General features: G+C 73.4%; 18 protein-coding genes and 1 tRNA gene. 4 read left to right on the top strand and 15 right to left on the bottom strand.

The features are described 5' to 3' along the window. The first annotated feature begins 155 nt into the window (after positions 1-155). Positions 156-950 carry an AfsR/SARP family transcriptional regulator gene (locus ABT014_RS28905; protein WP_350642163.1) on the top strand — a complete coding sequence of 265 codons (795 nt, stop codon included), beginning with the start codon at positions 156-158 and terminating at the stop codon, positions 948-950. Between the two features lie 84 nt (positions 951-1,034). On the opposite strand, the gene serS is transcribed toward ABT014_RS28905, so the two are convergent. The 13 genes from serS to ABT014_RS28840 all read right to left on the bottom strand — a co-directional run bounded on the left by serS (position 1,035) and on the right by ABT014_RS28840 (position 13,752). Then, positions 1,035-2,309, bottom strand: a complete 1,275-nt coding sequence (serS, locus tag ABT014_RS28900) for a serine--tRNA ligase (protein ID WP_350642162.1) — start codon at positions 2,307-2,309, stop codon at positions 1,035-1,037. Between the two features lie 73 nt (positions 2,310-2,382). Further along, on the bottom strand, positions 2,383-3,858 hold the full coding sequence (locus ABT014_RS28895) for an APC family permease (protein ID WP_350642161.1): 1,476 nt from the start codon (positions 3,856-3,858) through the stop codon (positions 2,383-2,385). Between the two features lie 95 nt (positions 3,859-3,953). Beyond that, a complete protein-coding gene (locus ABT014_RS28890) occupies positions 3,954-5,174 on the bottom strand; it encodes a beta-ketoacyl-[acyl-carrier-protein] synthase family protein (RefSeq protein ID WP_350642160.1) in 1,221 nt (406 codons plus the stop codon). Further along, positions 5,174-5,404: an acyl carrier protein gene (locus ABT014_RS28885; RefSeq protein WP_350642159.1), complete on the bottom strand. Its 231-nt coding sequence runs from the start codon at positions 5,402-5,404 to the stop codon at positions 5,174-5,176. Before ABT014_RS28885 ends, ABT014_RS28890 begins: the two co-directional genes overlap by 1 nt. Before the next feature lie 25 nt (positions 5,405-5,429). Continuing rightward, complete coding sequence (locus tag ABT014_RS28880) at positions 5,430-6,446, bottom strand: beta-ketoacyl-ACP synthase III (RefSeq protein ID WP_350642158.1); 1,017 nt, start codon at positions 6,444-6,446, stop codon at positions 5,430-5,432. Further along, positions 6,443-7,429: a ferritin family protein gene (locus tag ABT014_RS28875; protein WP_350642157.1), complete on the bottom strand. Its 987-nt coding sequence runs from the start codon at positions 7,427-7,429 to the stop codon at positions 6,443-6,445. The genes ABT014_RS28880 and ABT014_RS28875 overlap by 4 nt, the downstream gene beginning before the upstream one ends. 40 nt (positions 7,430-7,469) lie before the next feature. Continuing rightward, the gene (locus tag ABT014_RS28870; RefSeq protein ID WP_350642156.1) at positions 7,470-8,003 is read right to left on the bottom strand and encodes a flavin reductase family protein; all 534 of its coding nucleotides are present in this window, start codon (positions 8,001-8,003) and stop codon (positions 7,470-7,472) included. Beyond that, complete coding sequence (locus ABT014_RS28865) at positions 8,000-8,575, bottom strand: hypothetical protein (protein WP_350642155.1); 576 nt, start codon at positions 8,573-8,575, stop codon at positions 8,000-8,002. The genes ABT014_RS28870 and ABT014_RS28865 overlap by 4 nt, the downstream gene beginning before the upstream one ends. Positions 8,576-8,614: 39 nt before the next feature. Next, positions 8,615-9,097 carry a type II toxin-antitoxin system RatA family toxin gene (locus tag ABT014_RS28860; RefSeq protein WP_350642154.1) on the bottom strand — a complete coding sequence of 161 codons (483 nt, stop codon included), beginning with the start codon at positions 9,095-9,097 and terminating at the stop codon, positions 8,615-8,617. Positions 9,098-9,100: 3 nt separating this feature from the next. Next, positions 9,101-10,399: an aspartate aminotransferase family protein gene (locus tag ABT014_RS28855; RefSeq protein ID WP_350642153.1), complete on the bottom strand. Its 1,299-nt coding sequence runs from the start codon at positions 10,397-10,399 to the stop codon at positions 9,101-9,103. A 30-nt stretch (positions 10,400-10,429) separates the two neighbouring features. Then, positions 10,430-11,569 (bottom strand): acyl-CoA dehydrogenase family protein, encoded by a 1,140-nt coding sequence (locus ABT014_RS28850; RefSeq protein WP_350642152.1) that lies wholly within the window; start codon positions 11,567-11,569, stop codon positions 10,430-10,432. Between the two features lie 141 nt (positions 11,570-11,710). Further along, positions 11,711-13,366, bottom strand: coding sequence for an aldehyde dehydrogenase family protein (locus tag ABT014_RS28845; protein ID WP_350642151.1), 1,656 nt, complete (start codon positions 13,364-13,366; stop codon positions 11,711-11,713). A 291-nt stretch (positions 13,367-13,657) separates the two neighbouring features. Further along, positions 13,658-13,752: transfer RNA gene (locus tag ABT014_RS28840), tRNA-OTHER, on the bottom strand. Between the two features lie 173 nt (positions 13,753-13,925). Between ABT014_RS28840 and ABT014_RS28835 the strand changes: the two genes are divergently transcribed. From ABT014_RS28835 to ABT014_RS28825, 3 genes are all read left to right on the top strand, one after another. Then, the gene (locus ABT014_RS28835; RefSeq protein ID WP_350642150.1) at positions 13,926-14,936 is read left to right on the top strand and encodes a DUF2156 domain-containing protein; all 1,011 of its coding nucleotides are present in this window, start codon (positions 13,926-13,928) and stop codon (positions 14,934-14,936) included. A 41-nt stretch (positions 14,937-14,977) separates the two neighbouring features. Beyond that, the gene (locus ABT014_RS28830) at positions 14,978-15,139 is read left to right on the top strand and encodes a hypothetical protein (protein WP_350642149.1); all 162 of its coding nucleotides are present in this window, start codon (positions 14,978-14,980) and stop codon (positions 15,137-15,139) included. 125 nt (positions 15,140-15,264) lie between these two features. Beyond that, complete coding sequence (locus tag ABT014_RS28825) at positions 15,265-15,519, top strand: hypothetical protein (protein WP_350642148.1); 255 nt, start codon at positions 15,265-15,267, stop codon at positions 15,517-15,519. Here the strand turns inward: ABT014_RS28825 and ABT014_RS28820 are convergent. Together ABT014_RS28820 and ABT014_RS28815 are read right to left on the bottom strand one after the other, a co-directional pair. Next, positions 15,498-15,947: an acyl carrier protein gene (locus tag ABT014_RS28820; protein ID WP_350642147.1), complete on the bottom strand. Its 450-nt coding sequence runs from the start codon at positions 15,945-15,947 to the stop codon at positions 15,498-15,500. The genes ABT014_RS28825 and ABT014_RS28820 overlap by 22 nt on opposite strands. Positions 15,948-16,063: 116 nt before the next feature. Further along, positions 16,064-16,249, bottom strand: coding sequence for an acyl-CoA carboxylase epsilon subunit (locus ABT014_RS28815; RefSeq protein WP_350642146.1), 186 nt, complete (start codon positions 16,247-16,249; stop codon positions 16,064-16,066). Between the last annotated feature and the right edge of the window lie 112 nt (positions 16,250-16,361).

The following is a 16,361-nucleotide window of genomic DNA, read 5'->3' as shown; positions in this document are numbered from 1 at the left end:
GGAGCCCCCGCTGACCGGCGGTGGAGCGGCGCTGGAGCCCCGGTCCGAGCGGCCTCGACGGCGCTCACGCCCTCCAGCCGGATTCGAGCCCCCGACCCGACAATCCGCACGCCTGTTCCGCCGGCAACCAACCGCTCATCACACAGGGGGAACACATGCAGTTCAGGATCCTGGGCCCGGTCGGGGCCGTCGTCAACGGCCGCTTCGCCACCGTCCCCGGAACGAGACAACGCACCCTGCTGGCCACCCTGCTGATCCGGGCCCGGCGCCTGGTGCCCACCGAGCAGCTCTACACCGAGCTCTGGGGCGACAACCCGCCGGCCACCGTCGAGAACTCGCTCCAGGCCCACGTCTCCCGGCTGCGCCGCACGCTGCGGCGGCTGGCCGGCCCGCACGGCGAGGTGCCGCCGCTGATCACCCAGGCGTCCGGGTACATCCTGGACGTCGCCCCCGAGGACGTGGACCTCTTCCTGTTCCGCGAACGGCTCGCCGCGGCCCGGCACGCCGTCGCCGGCGACCCGGAGGTGGCCGGCTCGCTGCTCGAGGGCGCGCTCGGCCTCTGGCAGGGCAGCCCGATGCAGGACGTGACCCCCGGACCGCTCTGCCAGAGCATCGCGCTGCAGCTGGACGAGGAGTACCTGGCGGCCCAGGAGGACCGGCTGTGGATGGGCGCCCTGTGGGGCGAACCGACGCACGTCATAGGCGAGTTGAAGCGGATGAGCGTGGCCCACCCGTGGCGCGAGCGGATCACCGAGATGCTGATGCGCGCGCTGTACCGGTCCGGCCGGCAGGCCGAGGCGGTCGAGGTCTACAACACCGCCCGGCAGCGGCTGATCGACGAGCTCGGGATGGAGCCCTCGCCCCAGCTCAAGCAGCTGTTCCGGGAGGTCCTGATCCAGGCCCCCGCCCTGCACCAGCCGGCCGGCCAGCACCTGCTGCGCACGGCCTGACCGCCGGGCGACCGGCCGGATCCGCACCGGCCGCCCGGACGCGAACGGCGCGACACCCGCCCGGGTGTCGCGCCGTTCGCGCGTTCAGCCCTCGACCGCTCCACCCGGCAGGATCCGCCGGAAGCCGGTGTACGGCACCAGCGCCTCGGGCAGCAGCACCGAGCCGTCCGGCTGCACGCCCTGCTCCAGCAGCGCCGCCACGGTCCGCCCGATCGGCAGCGCCGAACCGTTCAGGGTGGCGGCCGGCTGCTTGCGGCCCTCCGCCGTCCGGTGCCGGATGCCCGCCCGGCGGCCCTGGAAGGCGCCGCAGTCCGAGACCGAGGAGATCTCCCGGTACGAGTCGCTGCCCGGCAGCCACACCTCGATGTCGTAGGTCATCCGGGCCGAGAAGCCCATGTCCCCGGCCGGCAACAGGACCACCCGGTACGAGAGTTCGAGTCGACGAAGGCACTCCTCCACCTGGCCGACCATCAGCTCCAGCTGCTCCTGAGCCTCCTCGAGCGCGCAGATCCGGACCAGCTCCACCTTCTCGAACTGGTGCAGCCTGAGCACCCCGCGGGTGTCCCGGCCGTACGAGCCGGCCTCGGCCCGGTAGCAGGGGGTGCGGGCGGTCATCGCCAGCGGCAGGTCCTTGGCCTCCAGCAGCTCCTTGGCCACCAGGTTGGTCAGCGGCACCTCCGCGGTCGGGATCAGGAACAGCTCCCGACCGCCGACCGAGGTGGCGAACAGGTCCTCCTGGAACTTGGGCAGCTGGCCGGTGCCGGTCATGGTCTCGCGGTTGACCAGGTGCGGCACCGCGTACTCGGTGTAGCCGTGCTCCCGGGTGTGCAGGTCGAGCAGGAACGAGGCGAGGGCGCGCTCCAGCCGGGCGCCGGCGCCGCGGCTGACGCTGAACCGGGCCCCGGACAGCGCGGCGGCCCGGCCCGCGTCCAGCACACCGAGCGACTCGCCGAGGTCGGCGTGGTGGCGGGCCTGGTCGGCCGCCGGGCGCAGCGGCGGGCCGCCCTTGCGGACCTCCACCGCGTGCTTCTCGCTGTCGCCGTCCGGCACCGCGTCGAGCGGCAGGTTGGGGATCCCCAGCAGGATCTCCTCCAACTCCAGTTCGACCGTGCGCAGCGCGGCCTCGGCCTCCTGGACCTGCTCGCGCAGGCGGCGCGACTCCTCCCGCGCCGCCTCGGTCGGCCGGCCGCCGCGGGAGGAGCGCTTCAGCTCGCCGCGGAGCCGGTCGACCGCCTCCAGGGCCGCGACCCGGCCGCGGTGCAGCGCGCCCAGGGCCTCCAGGTCGAGCCGGTGCCTGCGCCGGCCGAGCCGGCGCACCGCCTCGGGACCCAGCTCGATCAGCTCGCGTACGTCGTGCACGGGACTCTCCTTCGGAGCGAAGTCGGACTCCTCGACGGGGGCAACCGTCGGTGTCGGGTGATCGGGCGGGGCCTCAGCGGGTGGGCACCAGGTCGGGGGTGGCGGGGCGGGCCGGCTCGGGATCGGGCGCCGCGGCGGCCAGGCCGCGGTAGCGGGCGGGTCGGGCGGCGCGCAGCCACAGGCCGTGGCCGAGGCCGAGCACGCCGATCACCGGGACGGCCCAGGGCAGCGCGGAGACCAGGGCGCTGTGGGTGCCGGTGAGCAGGTCGAAGTTGCCGACCACCAGCCAGACCGTGGCGGCCAGCCCGGCGAAGCCGAGCAGCGGGGCGACCACGCCCTGCCAGACGCCGGCCGCCGCGCCCTTGCGGGCGAGCCCGAGCACGGAGAGCGCCGCCAGGGCCTGGAGCACCACGATCCCCAGCGTGCCCAGCCCCAGCATGCTGGTGGTCAGGTCCGCGTACGGGTCGAGGCCGGCCAGCGCGAAGCCGGCCACCACCAGCACGCTGAGCACGGTCTGCGCGATGCTGGCCAGGTGCGGGGAGGCGTACCGGGGGTGCACCGCGCCGAGCCGGCGGGGCAGCAGGCCGTCGTCGGCGAGCACCTGGGCGTACCGGTTGGCCGCGCTGTGCAGGGCCAGGGTGGCCGCGAACAGGCTGGTGCAGAGCATGATCTGGAGCACGGTGGCGCCGGTGCTCCCGAGGTAGTCCGAGCCCAGCACGAAGAACAGGTCGCCGAGCTGGTCGCCGGCGGTCTGCCGGACGGCGTCGGGGCCGATCGCGCCGACCGCCGCCCAGCTGGTCAGCGCGTAGAAGCCGGCGATCAGCACCACGGCGACGTAGGTGGCGCGCGGCACGCTGCGGCGCGGGTCCTTGGCCTCCTGGCCGTACAGCGCGGCGGACTCGAAGCCGATGAAGGAGACGAAGGCGAACATCAGCGAGACCCCGAGGCCGGGGCCGGTCGCGATGTGCGGGGAGAAGGACTCCAGCGGCAGCGCGGAGGCGCCCTTGCGGCCGAGGATGGCGAGGTCCAGCGCGGCCAGCACGCCGATCTCACCGATCATCAGGACGGCCAGCACCCGGGCGCTGACCGCGATGTCGCGGTAGCCGAGGACGGCGACCGCGACCAGGCCGACCGCGGCGCACAGCTGCCACGGCAGGTCGAGGCCGTGGGCGGCGAGCACCAGCTGGGTGAAGTAGCCGAGCGCGCCGACCAGGCCGACGGTGGCGCAGTTGTAGGCGAGCAGCGCCACCCAGCCGCTGCCGACCGCGAGCGGGCGGCCGAGGCCGTCCGCGATCGAGGCGTAGAAGCCGCCCGAGCCGCCGGTGCGGCGGGCGCTGACGGCGTAGCCGACCGAGAAGCAGAGCAGGGTGATGCCGGCGAAGGCGAAGGCCGCGGGCACGCCCGAGCCGGTGCCGATCGCGAAGGCCAGCGGCACGGTGCCGACCATGGCGGAGAGCGGGGCCGCGGCGGCGACGATCAGAAAGACGATGTGCCCGGTGGTCAGGCGTCTGGAGGTCAGGGGTTCGGCGGTCCGGGATTCGGCGGTCATCGGGGCGCTCCAGGTGGCGGAGGGGTTTGGGGATCCGGCGGGCCGGGCCGGGCGAGGGGGGAGGTCGCCGGGCCCGACCCGCCGGTGTCGGCCGGTCAGGGTGCGGCGATTGCCAGCACCGCGTTCTGCCCGCCGAAGCCGAGGGAGGTGCTGAGGGCCAGCTCGATCCTGGTGCCGGTCTCCTCGGTGGCGACCTTGATCTCCACCTCCGGGTCGAGGGTGTGCAGGTTGGCCGTGGGCGGCACCAGCTGCTGCTCGATCGAGAGCACGGTGAAAGCCGCCTCGATCGCGCCGGCCGCGCCGAGCAGGTGCCCGGTGACGCCCTTGGTGGAGGTGACCAGCGGGTCGCCGGTCAGCGTCCGCCGCAGCATCCGGGCCTCGGCCAGGTCGTTCAGCGGGGTGGCGGTGCCGTGCGCGTTGACGTGCTGGACGTCCCCCGTGCCGGCCCCGGCGTCCGCGAGCGCGGTGCGGACCGCGCTCTCCACGCCGAGCCCCTGGGGGTGCGGCGAGGTCATGTGGTGGGCGTCGGCGGTGGCACCGTAGCCGGCGATCCTGGCCCGGATCCGGGCCCCCCTGGCGCGGGCGTCGGCGGCCCGTTCCAGGATCAGCACGCCGGCGCCCTCCCCCGCGACGAAGCCGTCCCGGTCCAGGTCGAACGGCCGGGAGGCCGTCGCCGGGTCGTCCTCGCGGCGGGAGAGGGCACCCATCTGGGCGAACCCGGCCATGACCAGTGGGGTGATCATGGCCTCGCTGCCACCCGCCACGACCACATCGCAGCGGTCCAGCAGGAGCAGGTCACGGGCGGTGCCGACGGCGGTGGCACCGGAGGCGCAGGCCGTGGCGACCACCAGGTTGGGGCCGGTGGCGCCGAACTCGATGGCGGTCTGGCCGGCCAGCATGTTGGGCAGCTGCATCGGCAGCAGCAGCGGGGAGACCCGGGCCGGCGACTCCTCGACCAGGACCCGGTGCTGGGTCTCCACGGTGCCCGGGCCGCCGTCGGCGCAGCCGAGCACCACGCCGATCCGCGCGCCGTCCCAGGTCTGCGGGTCGAGCCCGGCATCGGCGATCGCCTCCCGGGCCGCGACCAGCGCGAACTGGGTGAAGCGGTCCAGCCGGTGGGCCCGGCGGCCGCCGAGCAGCTGCCCGGGATCCCAGTCGGGCACCCGGCAGGAGATCCGCACCGGGTTCCCCTCCAGGGCGGGGTCGAGCGCTGCGGTCGGGCGGCCGGCCCGGACCGCCGCCCAGGAGGCGGCGGTCCCGATGCCGGCCGGGGTGACCAGGCCGAGCCCGGTCACGGCGACGTCGATGCCGGCCATCAGACCCGAGCGCTCCGCTCTTCGATCAGGGCCGCCATGTCGCCGATGGTCTCGGCGTCCAGCAGCTCGTCGTCGCTGATCTCGACCCCGAGCTCCTTCTCGAGGACGAGCGAGAGCTCGACCACGGCGAGCGAGTCCAGCTCGACGTCCTCCTTGGTGGCCTCCGGGGTGACCTGCTCCGGCGACACCTTGAGCTTGCTGACCAGGATTTCCTTGAGCGTCTCGAACATCGGACAGTCCTTTCCGGGTGTGGCGTCAGTGCCCGAGGTCGGGCCAGGTGATGGTGGTGGCTCCCCAGGCCAGCCCGCCGCCGAAGGCGGTGAGCAGCACCCGGTGGCCGGGCCGCAGTTCGCCGCGTTCGGCGGCCTGGGCGAGCAGCAGCGGGATGGACGCGGCGCCGGTGTTGCCGACCCGCTCGATGTTGGACAGCCGGCGCTCGTCCGGGATCTCCAGACGGTCGGCGACCGCCTGCAGGATCCGGGCGTTGGCCTGGTGGGCGGCGAAGCGGTCGAGCTGGGAGAGCTCCCAGCCGGCCGTGCCGACCGCCTGCCGGGAGGCCTCGGTCATCCGCTCGACGGCGTGCCGGTAGGTGGCCCGGCCGGCCATCTGGAAGTACTCGTCGCCGGGCTTGGGTTCCTGCCGGGCCGAGCGGTGCCGGGAGCCGCCGCCCGGCACCGTGATCAGCTCGGCGTTGTCGCCGTCGCTGCCGAGCACGATCGGGCCGACCGCGCCCGGTTCGTCGGCCTCGCCGGCCCGCAGCACCACCGCGCCGGCCCCGTCGGCGAAGATCACCGCGGTGGTGCGGTCGCCGGGGTCGATGATGGTGGTGAAGGCGTCGGCGGCGATCAGCAGCACCCGTTCGGCGACCCCGGCGGCGATCAGGCCGGAGGCGGTGGCCAGGCCGTAGAGGAAGCCGGTGCAGACCGCGGAGACGTCGAAGGCGGCCACCCCGCCGAGCCCGAGCCGGGCGGCGACCGCCGGGGCGGTGGCCGGGCACGGGTGGTCGGGGGTGGTGGTGGCCAGGACGACCGCGTCGACCTGGGAGTCGTCCGCGGACTTCAGGGCCCGTCGGCCGGCCTCCACCGCCAGGTCGGAGGTGGCGGTGCCCGGGGCGACCATGTGCCGGGTGGAGATCCCGGTCCGGGTCCTGATCCACTCGTCCGAGGTGTCCAGCCGGGTGACCAGGTCACCGTTGGTCACCAGGTCGGGCGGGACGTACGAGCCGACCCCGACGATGACCGCGGCGCGTCCGGGCGGCGGGCCCGCGGTCATACCGCGTCACCCCCGCCGCTCGTGAGCACCTCGACCGGCAGGCCCATGTACGCCATCCGGGACTCGGCCATCTCGTCGGTCCAGCGCTCGGCCATGTCGTAGCGCTGCTCGGGCGTGGTGTCGAGCAGCCGGACGCCCGGCCACACCTCGTAGTCGCCGATCAGGTCGGCGTGGTCGAACATGCCCTGCTGGAAGAGTTCCTCGCGGTGCAGCACGAACGGCTTGTCCGGGATCTCGTCCCAGAGCTTGACGCCGGCCCGCAGGATCTCCAGCAGCCGCGGCCGGTACTCGGGGTGGGCGGCCACGTGGTCGCGCAGGATGGTGCTGGCGACCGTCAGGTGGCGGATCTCGTCGATGGCGGTGCCGCGGGAGATCTCGCCGGTGGCCGGGGAGAGCGGGGTCCACTTGCGCTCGCTGAGCTCGGCGGCCGGGGCGAGCACGCCCTCGATCACGATCGCGAAGACCGCCACCCCGCCGATGAAGTCGCCCTGGTCGCGGACGATGTCCAGGGTGAAGTCCTCGACCGGCTGGAGCACCGTGCGCCGGTAGTCGGCGGCCATCTCCTCGATGTCCCGCAGCAGGGTCGCCTCGGGGAGCCCGAGTTCGACCAGGTGGTTGCGGAACACCCGGGCGTGCCGGGCCTCGTCGAGCAGCTGGGTGGCGTAGAACTCCAGCTCCGGGATGCCCGGGGCGATCGCCACGTAGTACGACAGCAGCCTGGTGGCGATCTCCTCGGAGAGCCCGCGGAAGCCGAACTCCAGGGTCAGCGCCTCGCGAAGCGGGCCGGGGCGCCGCAGGAACTCCGGGACCACCGCGTTCTCGTGGTGTCCGGTGACGCCGCGCTCGCGCAGCGTGCCCTGGGCGACCTCGGTGATCCAGTAGGCCAGGTTGCACTGCTCGGGGCCGAGGGTGAGCTCCTTGGCTCCGTCCAGCAGACCGGGAGCCTCGTCCCAGTCCGCCTCGGGTGCCACTGAACCGGTCATGTCGGTACTCCTTGCTCGGTTGGTCGTCTTGGTGGGTCGGTCAGGCGTCCTGGGCGGGCTGGAGGGCGCCGCCGAACAGGCCGCCGGCGAAGCTGAGCAGCGGGGCTCCCTCGCCGGTGGCCGCGTGCACCACCTGGCCGAGCAGGACCTCGTGGTCGCCGACCCGCACGCACTCGGTGACCCGGCAGGCGTAGTGCGCCAGCGAGCCCTCCAGCAGCGGGGCGTCCGCGTACGGGGCGGAGGTCCAGGGCAGTCCGTCGAACTGCCGCGCGCCGTCCGGGCGGGAGCTGTCGGCGAACCAGCGGGCCACCGGGCCCTGGTCGCCGCCGAGCACGTTGACCGCGAACCGGCCCTCGGCGACGGCCAGTTCGGCGAGCACCGAGCCGGACTTCAGGCAGGCGCCGAGGATCAGCGGGGTGAGCGACACGGTGGTCACGGTGGAGACCGTGGTGCCGTGCAGCCTCCCCTCGTGGCTGACCGTCAGCACCGAGACCGGCGAGGCCAGGTGGCGCAGGGCGCGGCGGCGCAGCTGGGCCGGCGAGGGCGCGGTCCGTACCTCGGCCGCGGTGCTCACCGGGTGGCTCCGGGCAGCACCGGCTCCGGTGCGGCCTCCCCGTGGGCCTGCGGGCGGGCGGCCGGACGGCGGTCGGCGGGCAGGTGGCCCACCGGCACCGGGTCGAAGGTGTGCGCGATCGGCTTGGGGTGGGCCAGGCCCAGGTCGTCCAGCAGCCGCAGGTAGCCGGTCTGCCGGACCGGCTCGAACGGTAGCGCGAAGGACTTCATGAAGTTGCCGAACAGGCCGCGGTCGCCGAACAGGTGGAACGGGATGACCAGCAGCGCCCACTCGGGCTTGACCAGCCAGCACCACAGGGCGGCCACCGCGCCCTGGGTGATCAGGCTGTGCATGATGTTGTAGGCCACGTAGTAGCCCTTGGCGATGGGCTGCCCGCCGGACTTGCGGAAGGCGATGGCACCCGGGATGTAGCCGATCAGGTCGATGTAGAGGAACAGCCCGATCGCCGGCAGCCAGCGGACGTCGCCGAGGTGGGCGATCAGGACGCCGGTGGTCACCGCGAAGGCGACCAGGTACTCGGCGCGGTGCAGCGAGTAGGTTCTCGGGGTCTCGAAGGGGTTTGCCTGGTCCATTGCTTCACTCCTGGAGCGGCGGGCCGAAGGGTCGAGGGGTCAGCGGGCGGCCGCGGCCGGGGTGGTGAGCTCGATGTCGCCGACGATCCGGGTGCCGGTGAACAGGCCGGTGACGGCCCAGGCGACGGTCTCCCGGATGACCCGCTCGGCGATCGGGTCGAGGATGCCTTCGAGGCTGGGGATGCCGAAGTCGAAGTCGGCCTCGAAGTGCACCGCGACGTCGTCGCCGTCCTGGCTCATCCGCCAGGTGCCGGTGAAGCTGTCGAAGTCGCCGTCGGTCTGCTCGAAGCGGATCTCCAGCTGCTCGGGCAGGAAGGTGTCGGCCTCGGTCCAGCGCAGCAGGCCGCTGCGGAAGTGCAGCTCCCAGCTGGAGCTGCCGACCGGCTCGGGGAGGGTGGAGTGCACGGTGGTGGCCCGCACGTGCGGCGCCAGCTCCGGGTAGCGCTCCCAGCGCAGGACGGCCGCGTAGACGTCCTCGGCGCGCTCGGAGCTCACCACGGCGTCGAGTTCGACGTGTCGCATGGGTCAGTTACCGCCTTCCGGCATCTTGGCCGAACCCGAGATCAGGTCGAGGGTGGCCTTGTGGAACGCGTCGAGCAGGTACTCGACGTCGGTGTCGCTGAGGATCGCCGGCGGCGTGAAGCGCACCACCGAGCTGCCGTTCATGGAGTGGTTGGCGACCACGCCGTGGTTGAAGAGCTCGATCAGGAGCTCGCCGGCCAGCCCGGCCTCGACCAGCTCGACGCCGATCAGCAGGCCCTGGCCGCGCACGTCGACCACCAGGTCGGGGATGTTGCGGTGGGCGATCTCGGCGATCCGCGGCAGCAGCCGGGCGCCGAGCTCCTGGGCCCGGGTGACCAGCCGCTCCTCCTGGATCGCCTGGACGGCGCCCTGGACGGCCGCCATCAGCAGCGGCTGCCCGGAGAAGGTGGCGGTGTGGACGTACGGGTCCTTGTCGAAGGGCTTGAAGGCCTGCCGGGTGGCGATCGCCGCGGAGACCGGCACCACGCCGCCGCCCAGCGCCTTGCCGGCCAGCAGGACGTCCGGCTGGATGCCCTCGACGTCCGCGCCCCACCACTCGCCGAGCCGGCCGAAGCCGGTCTGGACCTCGTCCAGGATCAGGAAGCCCTCGAACTCGCGGACCAGCTCCTCGACCCGCTTGAGGTAGCCCTTGGGCGGGATGATCACGCCGCCCTCGCCCTGCACCGGCTCGATGATCACGCAGACCTGGCCCGGGTGGGCGGCCAGCTCGGCGCGCAGCGCGTCCTCGTCGCCGTACGTGAGGTGCGTGACGTCCGGGATCAGCGGGCGGAACGGCGCCTGGTAGACCTCCTTGGCGGTGGCCGAGAGGGCACCGAGGGTCTTGCCGTGGTAGCCGCCCTTGAACGAGACGGTGCGCTTGCGGCCGTTGGCGCGGGCCAGCTTGAGGCCGGTCTCCACCGCCTCGGCGCCGGAGAGGGCGAAGTGCACCCGGTCCAGGCCGTCCGGGGTGACCGAGGTGAGCGCCTCGGCGGCGCGGGCCACGGTCGGCTCCAGCAGGATCCGGGTGGCCACCGGGTGGGTGTGCAGCTGGCGGCTGACCGCCTCGATCACCAGCGGGTGGCGGGCGCCCATGATGAACACTCCGTAGCCGCCCGCGTTCAGGAAGCGCTCGCCGTCGCTGGTGGTCAGCCAGGCGCCGGAGGACTCCACCTCCATGTGGCTGCCGAACAGCTCGGCGAGGGTGGCCCGGCCCTTGCTGAGGTGCGCCCGGTACAGGTCGAGGATCTCCCCCTCGGTCTCCACCCGGCCCAGGTCGGCCCGGGTTTCTTGGATCACGGTCACGTCTGAACTCCTCATCGAAATGACGTCCGGTCAGGACAGGTCGAGCGACTCACCGTTGAAGTACGCCAGCAGCGCCTCGGCCGCACTGGCCCGGGACGGCGGGTGGAAGGCCAGCGGTCGGACGGCGGTGGCCTGCTTGGCGTGGTCGGAGGAGCGGATGAAGTCCAGCCCGCCGAGCAGCTCCAGGGCCTGGTCGGCGGCGCGGTTGAGCGCCTCCTGCGCGGCGAACCGGGCCACCAGCACCTGCGCGACCGCCTCCTCGCCGCCCACCCCGTCGCGGACCGCGCGGGCGGTGCCCTCCAGCAGGCCGGCGGCGGCCTCGATCCGGATCGCGGCGTCCGCGCGGTCGCCCGCGCTGCCGCGGCCGCGCTGCAGGACGTGCTCGACCAGGCCGGAGGCCGCGCCCAGGTAGCCCGAGGAGATCAGCAGCTCGAACCAGACGAAGCCGGCGTTCTGCAGGTCCTCGATCCGGTGCGGGTCCTCCTCGGTGGTGCGGATCACCAGCTCCTCGGGCACGAACACGTCGGCCAGCTGCACCTCGTCGCTCTCGGCGGCGGCCAGCACGTCGTTGCCCCAGAACGGGTGGACGGTCAGGCCGGGCGAGTCGGCCGGGATCAGCGCGAGCGCCAGCTCCGGCCGGCCGTCGGAGCCCGGCACGGCGATCGAGGCGGTCAGCAGGTCCATCGAACCGGCCAGGCTGCACGGCTTCTTGGAGCCGTTCAGCCGGTAGCCGCCGACGGTCACCGCGGCGGTCACCGCGGGGGTCAGGATGTTCTGCTGGGTGCGGCCCTCGGCCCAGCCGGAGGCCATCAGCCGCTGCTGGGGCACCACGCTGTGCAGCAGCGACAGCTGGGGCTCGGACAGCCGGTCGGTGCCGTCCGCCAGCGCGTACAGCATCGCGGCGGTGAAGTGGTGCATGGTCACCGCGGCCGCCAGCGAGGGCGACAGTGCGCCGAGCGCACGCTGCACCCGGACCGCGTCCAGCGGGTCGGAACCGTGGCCGCCGTAGGCCACCGGGACCAGCAGCGCCACACCGTCGTGCGCCCGGAACAGGTCGATCACCGGGCTGTCGGCGGCCTCCCGCTCGGCGTACGGGATGTCGGCGAGGGCCTTCACCAGCCCGGGGTGGTACCGCTCGCTGGTCTCGCGGGCGGTTTCGAGGGAGCGCATGGCAGGACAACCTCCAGCGGGGGTCGGACGGGGGGCCGGCCCGGACGCGCGGCCCGGGCTCTGGGCCGGGCTCGCGGTTCGGGCACGCGGTTCGGGCACGCGGTTCGGGCACGCGGTTCGGGCACGCGGCCCGGGTGCCGGTCAGGCCTCGAAGGCGCCGAACACGGTCTCGATCGGGCTGACGTCGCGTGCGACGCTGACGCCCTGGACGTGCGAGGTCTTGAGCATCGGGTAGTTCGCCTCGCCGTAGACGCCGCCGGTCAGGCCGGTGCCGCCGTGGCTCGGCAGGTACGGCAGGAAGCCGATGTGCGAGTCGTTGATCTTCAGCAGGCCGCCGTTGGTGACCCGCTGCACGAAGGCGTTGATCACCCGGGCGGACTTGGCCCAGAGCGAGTTGCGCAAGCCGTACTCGTTGCTGTTGACGAAGTCGATGAAGCTGTCCAGCAGCTGGTCGTTGGGCGCCGCCTCGGGCACCACGATCGGCAGCAGCGGGAAGAACGTCTCGTGCCGCACCACGTCGTGCTCGCGGGCGCCGGCCAGGCCGTTCACCCGGACCACGGTGGGCTGCAGGAAGACGCCGGTCTCGGACGGGGTGCCGTCCACCTCGGTGCGCTGCCCGCCGGTGATCAGCTCGGCCCCGTGGTCCAGGGTCTGCTTCAGCAGGGCGAAGAACTTCTCGCTCCGGCGGACCGGCGAGAGCAGCACGTCCTCGTCCTCCGGGTAGCCCGGCTTGACGGTGGCGACCTGCTTCTTGACCTCCTCGATCAGCGCGTCGGCGATCGAGGGGTGCGCCAGCACGTAGTTGGGCACCATGCAGATCTGGCCGGAGCCGTAGAAGGACTCCCGGATCGCCTCGGCCGCGTACGTGAGGTCCGCGCCCTCCCAGACGATGATGCCGTCGTTGCCGGCCAGCTCCAGGATCGGCTTCTTGCCGTGCGCCACGCACTGCTCCTGGAAGCGCAGGCCCTCCTGGCTTCCGCCGATGTAGAAGATGTCGTTGACCAGCGGGCTCTCCACCCAGCGGTCCAGGGTCTGCTTGGGGTTGCTGCAGACCGCGTTGAGCACCCCGGGCGGGGCACCGACCTCGTCCAGCAGCGGCGCCACCACGTCGCGCAGCACCCACATGGTGGACAGCGCGATGCTGCGCGGGGCCCGGACGACCACGGCGTTGCCCGCCATCAGGGCGAGCACGGCGAGCGCGGCGCTCGGGGCGGGTGCGTTCTGCGGCGGGTTGAAGGCCACCACGCCGTCCGGCTGGCGGCGCACGATCAGGCGGCGGCCGTTGTGGTCGAACTCGGTGTGCATCCGCTGGCGGTACCAGTCGATGCTCTCCTCGCTGTAGACCTGGAGCAGGCAGCTGAGCTCCCAGCGGGCCAGCTTCACCGGGTGAGCCTCGGAGACCAGCATGTCGACGAACTCGTCCTGGCGGCGCAGCAGTTCCTCGCGGAACAGGGTGCCCAGGCGCAGCCGCCGCTCGAGCGGCACGGCCGCCCAGCCGGGGGCGGCGGCCGCGGCGGCCTCGGTGGCGAGGTCGATCGCGGCGTCGCCGGCGATCGCGCAGCGGCCCACCACGTACGGGTGCTCGGCGGCGTCCGAGTCCGGGTCCTGCTCCAGCGCGCGCTTCAGGCTGACGCTGGTGAACACGTCCTCCAGCAGCGAGCGGGCGCTGACGGTGTAGACCCAGCCGTCGCCCTCCACGTCCTTTCCGGCGATGTACAGCGGGTAGCTGCTCAGCGGCTTTTCCCGACCGCCGGAATTACCGGGAAGAATCCCCGACGCCGTTTCGTCAAGAAGCATGATCAGGCCTTTCCGAAGGCACGGTTCCATGTCCGAATCGACTTGATGGTGACAAGGGGGTCTGACCCGCGCCTGACACGGAACTGATGCCGCCGCGCCGGCGCCCGGTACGGCGGCGACCGGGGCCGCGGAGCACCCGGGCGGTGCTCGGCCGGCGCTCGGGGCGGGCTCGGGACCTGCTCGGAACCGGCCCGAGAGCTGCTCGGAACCGGCCCGGAACCGGGACCGGAACCGGCTCGGGAACGGCCGATGCCCGGCCGCCAGAGCAGGCGACCGGGCATCGGACTCGCGCGGAGAGGGCAGGATTCGAACCTGCGAAGGCGGGCAGAACCACCCGACCGGAGCCAGGGCCCCGGCCCCCGATGAACCGCTCCGGGCACCTCTCCTCGTGTTCGGCCGGGTGTCCCGTGCCGTTCACAGGAGCAACTCTGCCAGCCATTCCTGATATTCGCCTGACCGGCTGCTGACTCTGCGCCACGGTCTTTCTCCAGCCCTTTCCCCTCGTCATTTCCGGGTGCTGTACTTGCTTGACCGCCCCACCCCGCGAAGGGAAATCCACATGGCACCGTCCGCCGCGACCGCGACCGAGGCCGAGAGCCCGGTCCTGTCCGCCGTCAGCACCCACACCCAGTCCGAGAACCCCAGCTCCTTCCTGGCGCTGAACTCCGGCAACAGCGTCTTCACCACCCCCGGCGCGGACGGGATCGCCGTCTACCGCCGCACCGGCCGGCACCTGGTCCAGTTCGGCGGCCCGTTCGTCGCACCCGAGACCTACGACCTGCTGCTGGACGGCCTGGTCGACCACGCCCGGTCGCAGGACCTCCAGCTGGTGGCCGTCCAGCTGCAGCGGGCGGACGCCGAGCGCTACGCCGCCCACGGCTTCACGGTCAACCAGCTCGGCGCCTCCTGGGCCGTCCACCTGCCGGACTTCAGCCTGCGCGGCACCCGCTTCATGCAGCTGCGCAACAAGATCTCCCGGGCCTTCCGCAACGGCCTCCAGGTCAAGGAGGTGACGGCCGAGGACTGGCAGGACGGCATCGCCGAGATCGACAACGCCTGGCTCGGCTCCAAGGGCGACCACGCCCGGCAGCTGGAGTTCCTGGTCGGCCAGATCGGCGGCCCGGCCCAGGCGCACCGCCGGCTGTTCGTCGGCACCATCGACGGCGCCCCGGTGGCGTACATCTCGTACTCCCCGGTCTTCGGCAGCCGGGCCGGCTGGATGCACGACCTCAGCCGCCGCATCCCCGGTGGCTCGCCCGGCCTGATGGAGGCGATCAACTCGAGCGCCATCGAGGTCTTCCGCAGCGAGGGCGTGGACTGGCTGCACTTCGGCTTCACCCCGTTCACCGGGCTCGGCGAGGAGAACGAACTCCCGGGCTACAGCCCCTCGTTCCAGTGGCTGATGCACTTCCTGTGGGAGCACGGCGAGGCGATCTACCCGGCGCAGACCCAGCTCGCCTACAAGGACAAGTGGGCCCCGGACGTGCTGCTGCCCGAGTACGTGGCCTTCCAGGGGCCGGCCTCGCTGGCCTCCTTCGCGCACATCTTCCGCGCCTGCAACGCCTTCTGACCCCGACCGACCCGACCCCGCCCCACCCGAGGAGAGCACTCATGACCGAGCAGGACCTCTCGACCGACGCGCTGAAGGAGAAGGTCGTCGAGTCGTTCATGGCCATCATCGGCGCCCCGGACGACCTGGCGACCGCGCAGGCCGCCGACGACGTGGTGCGCGCCCTGGACGCCCGGCTGACCGTCGAGGCGGCCGGCGTCTGAGCCCCCCGTACCGCACCGGCCGACGGCGCGGTGTCCAGGTCCCGCCCCGCGGGCCTGCGGCACCGCGCCGTCCGGCTCCCGGCCCCACCCCCGTCCCGCGATCCGTCCGAGCCCGAGGAGCAGCCATGGCATCGCCCGTCCCGCACCGCCCGGCCGTCCGCCCGGTCGCACCCGCACCCGCACCCGCACCCGTCCGCCTGACCCTCGTCCGGCCGCCCGCACCGGCGCCCTCGAGGGCGCCCGCGGCGGCACCGGCCGAGGCCCCGCCGGCCGGCCCCGGCCGGCTGCTGCTGGCCGTCGCCGACGCCGGGCTGGCCTTCGCCGTCCTGCTATCGCTGTGGGAGCTCGGCACGTACGGCTACCGGCTGCTGTGCGACTGACCCGCCCGGCGCGGCCTGCGTGGCCGGGCCGGCCCGGGCGGCCGTCCGGGCCCGGACGCCGCAATGCCCCGGGGCCCGGCGCCGTCCACCGTGCGGTGGACGGCGCCGGGCCCCGGGGGGGCGCGGGGGCCGGGCGGGCCGGGGGGGGGGGGGCCGGGGGCGCCCGCCACCCGGGCGCGGGCCGCGGCCCAGGCCCGCCCCCGGGGGTGCTCGTAGGCCACCGCGGGCTCCAGGTAGAGCTCGAACTTCTCCTCGATGTCGCCGAAGAGGCTCAGCGCCGCCACGGAGTCCATCCCGAACTCAGCGAACGGCATCTCGGTGTTGATCTCGCTCTCCGGGCGGGAGAGGTAGCTGCTGAGCCGCTCGACCAGCCAATCGCGGATGTCCTGCTCCACCTGCTCAAGGTGAATCGATCCCTGGACTGTCATCAGATACTCCTTCGCAGTGGCGTCTCGCCCGCAGGGTGCACCTCCTCCCTCAAGAGCGACTCGAACCGATCTGGATCTGCTGCTCGGGGGCGGGCCGGAGCCCGGCCCGCCCCCGGTCAGGCCGCGGTGCGCCAGCTGCGCGGCGAGGGGTAGTCGATGCCGACCGGCCGCAGCCAGGTCCGCACCCGTCGGGAGGCCGGCTCGGCGGCCTCGGCGCGGGCGGCCAGCGCGGCGGCCAGCACCACGGTCAGTACGGCGAGTTCCTCGTCGGTCGGCGAGCCTCGTTCGACGATGATGGTCATCCGGTCTCCCTCAGGTGGGCGGGTTGCCGTGCTTGCGGCTGGGCAGGTCGGCGTGCTTGGTGCGGAGCATGGCGAGGGAGCCGGCGAGCACGGCCCGGGTCTCGGCCGGGTC

Origin of the sequence: Kitasatospora sp. NPDC094015 (assembly GCF_040304075.1) — a bacterium.
GTDB lineage: Bacteria > Actinomycetota > Actinomycetes > Streptomycetales > Streptomycetaceae > Kitasatospora.
The sequence above is the reverse complement of the archived record's forward strand: the minus strand, read 5'-3'. Positions and strand labels throughout refer to the sequence as shown.